The organism is Poseidonibacter sp., from assembly GCF_041821165.1.
GTDB lineage: Bacteria > Campylobacterota > Campylobacteria > Campylobacterales > Arcobacteraceae > Poseidonibacter.
This window is the reverse complement of the sequence record NZ_JBGUES010000006.1, coordinates 1-11,448: the sequence shown is the minus strand read 5'-3', so window position 1 is coordinate 11,448 and position 11,448 is coordinate 1. Positions and strand designations below refer to the sequence as shown.

The 11,448-nt window shown below is 27.5% G+C and carries 11 protein-coding genes; 7 read left to right on the top strand and 4 right to left on the bottom strand.

Annotated features, from left to right (window positions below; all coding sequences use genetic code 11):
* The first annotated feature begins 125 nt into the window (after positions 1–125).
* Genes ACERKK_RS01405 through ACERKK_RS01395 form a run of 3 tightly spaced genes read left to right on the top strand, consistent with a single transcriptional unit; the run spans position 126 to position 3,105 of the window.
* Complete coding sequence (locus tag ACERKK_RS01405) at positions 126–1,124, top strand: tripartite tricarboxylate transporter substrate binding protein (RefSeq protein WP_373771282.1); 999 nt, start codon at positions 126–128, stop codon at positions 1,122–1,124.
* 10 nt (positions 1,125–1,134) lie between these two features.
* Positions 1,135–1,593 (top strand): tripartite tricarboxylate transporter TctB family protein, encoded by a 459-nt coding sequence (locus tag ACERKK_RS01400; RefSeq protein WP_373771281.1) that lies wholly within the window; start codon positions 1,135–1,137, stop codon positions 1,591–1,593.
* Positions 1,594–1,602: 9 nt separating this feature from the next.
* Positions 1,603–3,105 (top strand): tripartite tricarboxylate transporter permease, encoded by a 1,503-nt coding sequence (locus ACERKK_RS01395; protein ID WP_373771280.1) that lies wholly within the window; start codon positions 1,603–1,605, stop codon positions 3,103–3,105.
* Here ACERKK_RS01395 and ACERKK_RS01390 read toward each other — a convergent pair.
* Together ACERKK_RS01390 and ACERKK_RS01385 are read right to left on the bottom strand one after the other, a co-directional pair.
* On the bottom strand, positions 3,102–4,463 hold the full coding sequence (locus ACERKK_RS01390; protein WP_373771279.1) for a sensor histidine kinase N-terminal domain-containing protein: 1,362 nt from the start codon (positions 4,461–4,463) through the stop codon (positions 3,102–3,104). The genes ACERKK_RS01395 and ACERKK_RS01390 overlap by 4 nt on opposite strands.
* Positions 4,460–5,122 (bottom strand): response regulator transcription factor, encoded by a 663-nt coding sequence (locus tag ACERKK_RS01385; protein ID WP_373771278.1) that lies wholly within the window; start codon positions 5,120–5,122, stop codon positions 4,460–4,462. Before ACERKK_RS01385 ends, ACERKK_RS01390 begins: the two co-directional genes overlap by 4 nt.
* Before the next feature lie 101 nt (positions 5,123–5,223).
* Here ACERKK_RS01385 and ACERKK_RS01380 point away from each other — a divergent pair, with 101 nt between their 5' ends.
* Both ACERKK_RS01380 and ACERKK_RS01375 read left to right on the top strand, forming a co-directional pair.
* The gene (locus ACERKK_RS01380; protein WP_373771277.1) at positions 5,224–6,387 is read left to right on the top strand and encodes an Opr family porin; all 1,164 of its coding nucleotides are present in this window, start codon (positions 5,224–5,226) and stop codon (positions 6,385–6,387) included.
* Positions 6,388–6,598: 211 nt separating this feature from the next.
* Positions 6,599–7,483, top strand: coding sequence for an AraC family transcriptional regulator N-terminal domain-containing protein (locus tag ACERKK_RS01375; RefSeq protein ID WP_373771276.1), 885 nt, complete (start codon positions 6,599–6,601; stop codon positions 7,481–7,483).
* Positions 7,484–7,485: 2 nt separating this feature from the next.
* On the opposite strand, the gene ACERKK_RS01370 is transcribed toward ACERKK_RS01375, so the two are convergent.
* Positions 7,486–8,622, bottom strand: a complete 1,137-nt coding sequence (locus tag ACERKK_RS01370; protein WP_373771275.1) for an iron-containing alcohol dehydrogenase — start codon at positions 8,620–8,622, stop codon at positions 7,486–7,488.
* A gap of 161 nt (positions 8,623–8,783) precedes the next feature.
* Between ACERKK_RS01370 and ACERKK_RS01365 the strand changes: the two genes are divergently transcribed.
* Entirely contained in the window at positions 8,784–9,674 is an 891-nt protein-coding gene (locus ACERKK_RS01365; protein WP_373771274.1) for an AraC family transcriptional regulator N-terminal domain-containing protein, read from the top strand.
* A gap of 10 nt (positions 9,675–9,684) precedes the next feature.
* On the opposite strand, the gene ACERKK_RS01360 is transcribed toward ACERKK_RS01365, so the two are convergent.
* Entirely contained in the window at positions 9,685–10,821 is a 1,137-nt protein-coding gene (locus ACERKK_RS01360) for an iron-containing alcohol dehydrogenase (protein ID WP_373771273.1), read from the bottom strand.
* A 178-nt stretch (positions 10,822–10,999) separates the two neighbouring features.
* Here ACERKK_RS01360 and ACERKK_RS01355 point away from each other — a divergent pair.
* Positions 11,000–11,448, top strand: a 449-nt coding sequence (locus ACERKK_RS01355) for a cache domain-containing protein (RefSeq protein WP_373771272.1), incomplete at its 3' end; no start/stop codon positions are given.

Genomic DNA, 11,448 nt, shown 5'->3' with positions numbered 1-11,448 from the left:
TAACTATAAAAAAGAGCAAAATAATCGAATAATATAGAAGATTAATCAAATTTAGATTATTTTAGTGCAAGTTTGATGACAGTTTTGTATGTTAAAGTTTTTTACAATACAACTAAGGAGAAAAAATGTATAAGAAAATTGCAAAATCAGTAGCAAAAGTTACAGGTATGTCAATATTGGGTTTAGGTCTGTTATCAAATAGTTTACTTGCTGATAATTATCCAAGTAAACCTGTGAATGTAGTAGTAGGATTTGGAATTGGTGGAAGTGCTGATAGAATGACAAGAACAATGTCTACTTTTTTATCAGATGAATTAGATGGAAGAGTAAAAGTAGTAAATAAAAAAGGTGCTGGTACACAAATTGCAGCTAATTATGTACTAAAAAAACCTGCAGATGGTTATACTATCTTTGCTTCAACTTTTGCACCTTATCTTGCAAATACAATTCTATCAGGTGGAGCTAAATATAGTATGGAAGATTTTGATTTTATTAATATTCAATGGTTTGACTTTGAATTATTGGCTGTTAATAAAAACTCGAAATATAATAATATGGTAGATTTATTAAATGCTATTAAAAATAATCCAAAAGAGATAAAAGCAGCAGTTGTTCAAGGTTCAGGTGGACATCTTATTTTAAAACTATTATTAGATAAATATAATATTCCACAAGAAAATCTTAACTTAGTAACATATAGTAGTGGTGGAAAAGCAAGAACAGCAGTTGCAGGTGGACAAGTAGATTTAATTGCAATTTCTGCTCAAGGTAGTGAAAGTATTAGAGAATTTATAAAACCTCTTGCTATTGTAAAAGATAAAAGAATGAAACAATGGGATGCTCCAACATTAAATGATTCAATTGCTTCTTTAGGTATAAAACTTCCTGTTTTTAGCGGTTCTATGAGAGGGTTTGCAGTTTCTAAAGATATGAAAGAAAAATACCCTTTAAGATATAAAAAACTAACAGAAGCAATGCAAAGAACTCTTGCTACTAAAAGTGTACAAAAATTCTTAAGTAAAAGTGATATTGGTTACACATGGACAGGTCCAGAAAAATCAAATGAATTAATTTTAGAATCATATAATATTTTTAAATCATACAGCCATTTATTAAAACAATAAAAGAAATATTATGAGTTTATCAAAAGAAAAAATAGCTAATAGCATAGTAATACTATGCTTAGCTGCTTTTGTAATATGGTATGGAATAAATACTTATAATGCATCAAGCAGTTTAGAAAACAATATATTAATTCTTCCGGTTGCAATAATTACTTTATGCTTATGTATATATGAATTTTTCAAAACAAAAGAAGAAAATGATAATCAAACAGAAGAGAACGAAAAAGATGATGTTTTAGCAGTATTACCAGTAATGGTTTTATTCACTTTATACATAGTAACATTAGAATATCTTGGTTTTGATGTGGGAACAGTGCTGTTTTTAGCAGTATTTTTATTTTATCATGGTGAAAGACGATTGCCATGGCTTATTGGTTATAGTTTGGTTTATGGACTTGCAATTGCATACTTTTTTTCAGTAATGCTTCCTTATCCTATGCCTATGAGTATATTTCCAACAGATTATTAGGAGTATTTCATGGATTTAATTGATATAAGTTCAGCAAGTGAAGCTTTAACTTTACTATTTTCACAGCCAGAATATTGGTTAGTTGTAATTCCAGGTATTATTATTGGATTATTTTTTGGTGCAACACCTGGTCTTCAAACATCAATGGCTATGGCAATTTTCTTACCAATGACTTTATATATGGACTTTTTACAAGCCATGTTATTTTTAACAGCTATATTTACAGGTGGTGGTTTTGGAGCAGGTGTCCCTGCTATTTTGATGAATATTCCAGGTACTTCATCTGCTATTGCAACTGCTTTTGATGGTTACCCAATGGCAAGAAGTGGTAAACATAATGAAGCGCTAGGTTTGGCTTTGGGTTCATCAACTTTTGGTGTTTTATTAGGATATGTTTTATTATTCTTTTTAATAAAACCAATGTCAGGTTTTGTTCTAAAACTTGGACCTTCTGAAATGTTTATGGTAATTCTTTGGGGATTAACACTAATTGCAAGTCTTACAGGGAAACATATAATCAAAGGTTTAATAGCTGGATTCTTTGGACTATTAATTGGAACTATTGGATTTAGTGAAATAGGTGTTATGAGAGGAACTATGGGTATTGAAATTCTTTCTGATGGAATTCCTGCAATTCCTGCAATGATGGGTATGTTTGCTGCTTCTGAATTATTTAAACTTGTAAATACAGGTTTTTTAGTAGAAGATGAAAGTAAAAGAAAAGTAAGAATTTCTTTTATAATTAAAGGTTTCAAACAAGCATTTTCTTATCCACTAATTTTAATTAGAGGAAGTATAATAGGTGTAATAATTGGTGCTGTTCCAGGTGTAGGTTCTTCTGTGTCAAATCTTTTATCATATATAGAAACAAAAAGAAGAGATAAAGATCCTGACTCATTTGGAAAAGGAAATCCAAAAGGTGTAGTTGCATCTGAATCTGCAAACAGTACATCTGAAGCTGGTTCAATGGCAACATTATTAGCACTTGGTATTCCAGGTGGTGGTGCTACGGCTGTTATGTTAGCTGCTTTTGCTATGCATAATATTACAGGTGGGCCTCAATTTATCAGAGAAGAAATGGATGTTGTTTATGCAATAATCTTTGCAAACTTTGGTCAAGTATTTTTATTAATTATATTAGGAATATTACTAATTCCTGTACTTGCTTCTATTATAAAAGTAAAAATGAACTATTTAGTTCCTTCTGTTTTAATTCTTGCTGTTTGTGGGGCATTTGGATTAACTGGAAATATGTCAGGACCTATTACAGTATTAGTATTTGCCTTAATTGGTTGGGTATTTAGAAGATATAACTTCTCTGTTCCTGCAACTGTTATTGGAATGTTATTAGGAAGTATGGCTGAAAGTTCTCTTGTACAAACATTACAAATATCAGGTGGGAATATTTCATATATTTTTGAAAGACCAATTTCAATTGTTATTTTAGTTTTACTATTTATTTCATTATTTGGTGGAAAAATAGTTACAAAATTAACTAAGAAAAATGTTTAAAGATTAAATCTAATAGATATTAATAAACCATTATCATTTGAAGCTTGCACAGTTGCATTATGCAATTGTGCAATTTGTTTTACAATACTAAGACCTAAACCAATCCCAATTTTATTCGTATCAACTCTATAAAACCTATCAAAAATATTATCTAAGTCTTTTTGATTTAAACCATTTCCTTCATCTTTTATATTTAAGCAAACACTATTTTTATCTTTTTTAAGGCTTATTGTTATTGTTCCTATTGGTTTATTATTCTCGTCAACTGCATAAAACAATGAATTATTAATAATATTATTCATCATACTTTCAAGCATAATATCATCAATATTTATTAAAACTTCTTCATCTAAACCTTCAAAAGCAAATTCAAAACCTCTTTCATATATCTTTGGAGCGACTTTAAAAGCATAGTTCTTACATACATTATTTAAATTCATTTTTTTAAATCTATTTATATTTATAGTATTGGGATTTGTTTTTGCATATAATAAAAGCTGTTCAGTTATATGTTTCATTGAGTTTACTAATCTATTTAATTCAACATATTCTTTATCATTTTTATTGTAATATTGTTCAATCTTAACCTGAATTTCAGCCAGTGGAGTTCTTAATTGATGAGAAACATCTGAATTAAACTGTTCAATATAAGTAATGTTTTCTCTACTTCTTTTTAAAAGTATATTTATACTATTTACAACATCTTCTATCTCTTTTGGAGTATTGAATTTTATAGGTGTTAAATCTTTTGAATCTCTTTTTTGAATAAGATTTTTTAAAAAATATAATGGTTGTAAACCATTTTTTACAGCTAAAAGTGAAATCATTATTGTAAATAAAACAACTAATGTTACTAAAATAAATAAGATAATTAAAATTTCATTTATTGTTGATTCTCTACCTTCTGTACTTTCAGCTATTGTAATAATTGAAGAGTATGTTTTTCCTGCACTATAAAGTGAAGTTTTAAAAGATACAGCTCTTAAGTTTGCACCTGCGTAAACCGTATTATAAAAAACACTTTTATCATCTTTTACCAACTCTTTTTTTAGTAAATTTTTATATCCAACTAAAACTCTATCTTTTTCATCAACCACAGAATAAAAGACTAAACCATCACTATTTGAGGCTAATAAATCAATTGCAAAGTATGGTAAATCAATATTTATTATTCCGTTTTCTACAATAACACTATCTTGCATACTTTTACCAGTTGCATATAAAACACTATCAAAATGTTTATTTACTTTATTATGAACTAATAAATAGATAAAGATAAAAAGAATAATTGAGCCTATTAATAAAGGAATAGTTAGCCAAACAAGTAACCTTGTTTTTATTGAGGGAATTTTTTTCATTTTTTATTTAGGATATAACCCAAACCTCTAACGGTTTTAATATTTATTGAATATGCTAGTTTTTTTCTTAATCGAGAGATATAAGTTTCTACTGCTACTGGATTAAAGTCATCATCAAAAGATGTAATATGAGCAACTATATTTTCTTTACTTAATACAACATCTAAATTCATTAAAAGATATTCAAAAATTGCAAGTTCTCTTTTACTTAAATCTATATATTTATCATCTTTAAGTAAAGTTCTATTGTTTGTATTAAATATTAAATCATTATATTTTATTTTATTACTTGATTTATATTTTGTTCTTCTAAGTAAAGCTTGAACTCTTGCTATAACCTCATCAAGTTCAAAGGGCTTACATAAGTAATCATCTGCTCCAATATCTAAACCTAATATTCTTTGATCCAATTTATCTCTTGCTGAAATGATTAAAATAGGAATATTTTCATTAGAGTTTCTTAATTTCTTTATAATATCTATGCCATCAATATTTGGTAAACCTAAATCTAGAATAAGTAAATCATATGTTGAAGTATTTAATGCATATTGTCCCTCTGCTCCATCAAAAAAGAGATCAACAACATATCCATTTTGTAGTAGTTTATTCAAAACTCCATGTGCTAAAGTTTCATTATCTTCAAGTAGTAGTATCTTCATAATTTTATTCTATCATAATATCAATGACAGCTAAATAGAAGTGATTCGATTTTTTTGCCTAATTTTTAAGTTAGCATTTCATATATCACAAAGGAGTTAATATGAAAACAATCAAATTAAGTTTAGTAGCACTTGCTACTATGTCAATGGTTTCAACTGTTAGTGCAAATAATCTAAGTGAAGCATTAAGTAATGGTAAAGTATCTGGTGATTTTAGTGTTACTTATGAAAATAGAAATGTAGATAAAGAACTAAGTAAATGGTCTAACTATTATCATAATACATCATATGGTGTAGGTTCTTTTGCTCTTAAATATGAAACAGGTGTTTGGAACAATCTTAGTTTAACGTCAAAAGTTAGAGCATATTCTGTATTATTTGAAGGCAACAAAGACGAAACTCATTACCAAGGAAAAGGTGATGCTTCTGAAAGATTCTATGAAAAAAATGGTTCAACTCAAACTGCTGATATTGAAGAACTATTTTTAACTTATGGATTAGAAAATGTAACAGTTAAAGCCGGTAGACAATTTATTAGTACAGATTGGATAAATAAAACTCAAGATGCCGTAAAAGTTGATGCAAACTTTGCAGATACTTCTATTGAAGCAATTTGGTCTAAAAGACATGGTAGAGTTTATGCAAGAGATTATAGACCAGTTACTGAAATGAATGAAAATGATGGTGTTTATAAACTTGCACTTACTCAAAAATTCAATGAAAATATTTCTGCAACTGTATATGATTTTATTGCTCCTGATGTAAGAGATATTATTGGTGGGAAAGTTAATCTAAATTATGGTGATACATCTCTTAGAGCTCACTATGCTGTTAATAAAGATGATAAAGATTCAGCTAATGATTCTAGTATTATTGATTTAATGGTAAGTACAAAAATTGGTGATTTCTCTCCATATGCAGGGTATGTTCAAATTGATAAAGATGCAGGATTTACTCATATGGCAGGTGAAACAATTATTCCTTTTGAAGAGGGTGATCAAATGTATTTAAAAAATGCTAAAACTTATTATCTAGGTGTTAGTAAATCATTTGGAAAATTAAGCTCAACACTTCTTGTAGGTGCTACTTCATACGATAAAGGAACTAAAAACTATACACAAGAAGAAGCAACAGTATGGTTAGGATATCCATTAAGTAAAAACTTAACAAGTAATTTAGGATATACAATTGTAACTAACGATAAAGCCGATACTGATGAAACAGATTTAAACCAAGTAAACGTGACATTAACATATAATTTCTAAAAAAATGAAAGTTTAACTAAATTCGATTTTTTTGCGATTTTATTTAGTTAAACTTCATTCATAAAAAATATAAAAGTTTTTTAATGCCTCTAGGTGTTTTAACAACACTCTCTCTCCTGAAATTTCAACTTAGAGGCATTTTTTTCTAATATATAGAATCTACCTATAACCTATATCATCTTATAATAATACAAATACTATTGGAATAACTATGAATAAAAAAATACTCAATGAAGTAAATAAACTTTTTAAAAATGATGGTATTCATGATACCTTCTTAAATGGTGTAAAAATATATACTACTTCAAAATATGACCCTTTAAGTCCATTTATTTATGATGTATGTCTTATCTTAGTATTACAAGGTAAAAAGATTGGTCATTTATCCAATAATACTTTAGTATATGATTCAAAGAACTATTTAGTAGTGCCAACAACTTTACCTTTAGAGTGTGAAACTTATGCTTCAGAAGAAGAGCCATTTATTGGGCTAATAGTTTCAATAGATAAAAAAATGATGTATGAAATAATAGATTGCGTATCAAAAAAACCTATGAATAATTCAAATGAAAATTCTATTGGTGTTTTCTCAGATGAAGTAAATGAAAATATAGAAGATTTAACATTAAGACTTTTAAAGATTTTACAATCAAAAGAAGAATCAAAGATATTAGGTGAACCTATATTAAAAGAGCTATTTTATAGAATCGCTGTTGGTAAAAATTCAAGTTTTTTACATAAAATGTTTTTAGATAATAATAATGAAGCAAAAATAGCAAGAGCATTAAAAATAATACATACTCAATGTGAGAGTAATTTAGATATTCCTAATTTAGCAAGACAAGAAGATATGAGTGTTTCATCTTTTCATACTCATTTTAAAAAAGTGACTTCTCATACTCCTTTACAATATATTAAAAAAATTAGATTAAATAAAGCAAAAGATTTAATAGCAAAACATAATTATCAAGTAGTTGATGCTGCATATGAAATGGGTTATGATAGTGCATCACAATTTTCTAGAGATTTTAAAACTTATTTTGGATATCCCCCAAAAGATGTAAAACCATCTTTTGAAGAATATAGTAGTATTTAGTACTATTTCATTGACATTGTTAAAATAGTTGCAACTTTATCAAGAGTGATATTTCCATTTTCACCCATAGCTGTATAACCATTTTTAGTTAATGCACTTGAAACGTTTTCTATTACTTTATCATCAATTACATATTCACTTAATTTAGTAGGAACTCCTACTTTATTATATACATCTTCAATTGCTTTAATTACGGCTTTATTATCATTTGAAATTCCAAATACATTTTCACCTAATTGTGCGATTTTTTCTTTTTTATCTTCATGCATTACTTCAAGTAAATAAGGTTGAACAACTGCTAAAGATCTTGCATGGTCAAGATTATAATAAGCAGTTAACTCATGTCCAATAAGGTGAGTTGACCAATCTTGAGGAACACCGCTTCCTATTTGGAAGTTTAATGCTTGATTTGCAATATGCATTAAGTTTTCTAACCATGTATGTGTTCTTCTATCTTCCCAAGTATTAGCAAGTTTAACTAATCCTCTAAATAAAGTTTCAGCATAACCATCATTTACTAAAGTACTTGTAGGATGAGTAATATATTGCTCAGAAGTATGAACAAATGCATCTACTAATCCATTTCCTAATTGTCTATCACTTAATGTTGCCATTACACTTGGATCCATAATTGCAAATTGTGGATATGAGTGATTTGAAAAATACATTCTTTTTTCATCAGTTTCTTTTTTTGAAAGAACAGTTAAATGATTTGATTCACTTCCTGTTGCTGCTAATGTTAAAACAACACCTAAAGGTAAAGCTTTTTCAACCTCAGCACTTCCATCTAAGAAATCCCAAGCATCACCATCATAAAGTGAAGCAGCAACTAAATATTTACAACCATCAATAACAGAACCCCCACCAACAGCAAGTACAAAATCAATTTTTTCTTCTCTTACAATTTTTACAGCTTTATTCATTGTTTCAATTGTAGGATTAGGCTCAACTCCTGAGAACTCTAAGTACTCATGGTTTTCTAATGCTTTTGTAACTTGATCATAAACACCATTATTCTTAATTGAACCACCACCGTAAACTACTAATACTTTTTGTTTTTTATCAATTAAATTGCTAAGTTTTTTTATTTGACCAACACCAAATTCAATTGCTGTTGGATTATGATATGAAAATTCCATATTTAAATTCCTTTATTTTTTTTATGTTTGAATTATATGGATTTTTAGAAGTTTAAAGAATAACAATTTATACAAATAACATGACAAATTCTACAAGTTACTTAAAACCTATATATAACTAATAAAACCCTATAATATGACAAATATAAATTGGAATACAAATGAATACAAAAATTATTAATAAAGTAAATAGCTTAATAGTAAATGAAGGTCTTACAAATACTTTTAATGAAAATATAAAACTTTTTAAAACTACAACTTTTACACCAAGAGGTCCTTTACTTTATGATTTTACGCTTATTATTGTAATTCAAGGTAAAAAGATTGCTTACTTATCTGATAAAACTTTACAATATGATGCTAATAATTATTTAGTTGTTCCTGCAACTATTCCGTTTGAATGTGAAACAATTGCTTCAAAAGAAGAGCCATTTATTTGTATGTTAGTATCTATTGATAAAAAAGTTATGTTTGAGTTAATTGATACATTAGCAAAAAAATATCAGGAAAATGATAAATCATGTGACTGTTCTTTGGCTGTATTTTCAGATGAGGTTACAGATGAGATTGAAGATATTATATATAGATTACTTAAAACACTTAAATCAAAAGAAGAAACACAAATTTTAGCAAATCAACTTTTAAGAGAGTTATATTACAGAATTGCAATAGGTAAAAATTCAGCTTTTTTACATAAAATGTTTTTAAATACAAATAATGAAGCAAAAATATCAAAGGCATTAAAAACTATTCATGATAATTTCAAAGAGCATTTAGATATTCCAAGTTTAGCAAAAGAAGAAGATATGAGTGTTTCATCTTTTCATACTCATTTTAAAAAAGTAACTTCTCATACTCCTTTACAATATATTAAAAAAATTAGATTAAATAAAGCAAAAGATTTAATTACTCAAGAGAATTATCAAGTAAATGAAACAGCATATAGTGTAGGTTATGAAAGTATTTCACAGTTTTCTAGGGATTTTAAAAGCTATTATGGTTATCCTCCAAAAGAAGCAAAACCTTCTTTTGAAGTATACTCTATGAACTAAGATTTAACTCTTACTTCATAGCCATTTTTAAAATTTGAGCACTTTTTTCAAGTGTAATATTTGCATTTTCTCCAAGAGCTGTCATACCATGAGCTTCTAATGCTTTTGTTACATTTTCAACTACTTTATCATCAATTTCATAGTCATTTAAATTTGTTGAAATTCCTACTTTTTCATATATTGATTCTATTGCTTTTATAACTGCTTCATTATCATTTGAAATTCCAAATACTGTTTCACCCATTAAAGCAATTTTCTCTTTTTTATCTTCTAACATTACTCTAAATAATTGAGGTTGAACAACAGCTAAACTTCTTGCATGGTCAATTCCATAAAATGCTGTTAATTCATGTCCAATCATATGCGTTGCCCAATCTTGAGGAACACCTGAACCAATAAGTCCATTTAATGCTTGGTTTGCAATATGCATAAGGTTTTCTTGCCATACAGGCGTGTTTCTATCTTCCCATGTATTTGCTAAGATTACTAAACCTTTTAATAAAGTTTGTGCATAACCATCATTTACTAAAGATGTTGTAGGGTATGTAACATATTGTTCACAAGTATGTACAAATGCATCAACTAAACCATTTGCTAATTGTCTATCATCTAATGTAGACATTACAGATGAATCAAGAACTGCAAATTTTGGGAATACTAAAGGTGAAAAGAAAAATCTTTTTTCATCTGTTTGTTTTCTTGAAACAACAGCTGCCATATTTGATTCACTTCCTGTTGCTGGTAATGTTAAAATTGCACCTAAAGGTAAAGCTTTTTCAACACTAGCACTTCCATCTAAGAAATCCCAAGCATCACCATCATAAAGTCCAGCTGCAACTAAATACTTACAACCATCAATAACAGAACCTCCACCAACTGCAAGTACAAAATCAATTTTTTCTGTTTTGATTACTTCAACTGCTTTATTTAATGTCTCAACTGTTGGATTTGGCTCTACTCCTGAAAATTCTAACCATGTATAACCTTCAAGTGCTGTTTTTACTTGATCATAAACACCATTTTTCTTAATTGAACCACCACCATAAACTACTAGTACTTTTTGTTCTTTATCTATAAAGTTTACGATTGATTTAATTTGTCCCTTACCAAATTGAATTGATGTTGGGTTGTAATATGAAAATTCCATTGCTAACCTTTTAATATTTAATTTATTTATACAAGCATTATAGAAGATTTACTTTTATTTGTGAATATTAAATATTCCAAATTTCATGCACAATTCTACAAGTTTACAAATTATAACCATAATTAATACAACAATAACATTATTAATTTTATAATATCAATAAAATTTAGGTAAATAAATGATATTTAAAAATGAAGAGCAACTTCTTAAAATAATAAAATACATTCCAACTTTTTTCCTTATAATAATTAGTTTACTAATACTTTCTTTTTTATATATAGAAAATATCAAAACCTTTAATGAAGAAAAAAACAAAATTCAATCAAACTATATTCTAAAAAATAAAGAACAAATCAAAGAGCGAGTGAATTACACATATAATTATATTTTGCATATGCAAAAAACTACAGAAGAAGAACTAAAAAAATCTTTGAAAGATGAAATGCAAAGAGTTTATGCAATTGCTTACTCTATTTATGAAAATAACAAAGATACTAAAAGTGATGAAGAGATTAAAAAATTAATAAAAGATGTAGTTAGAACAATAAGATTTAATCATGGTAGAGGATATTTCTTTATCCATGATAAAAGCACTTTTTCAAATACTATGCATCCAATTATGCCATC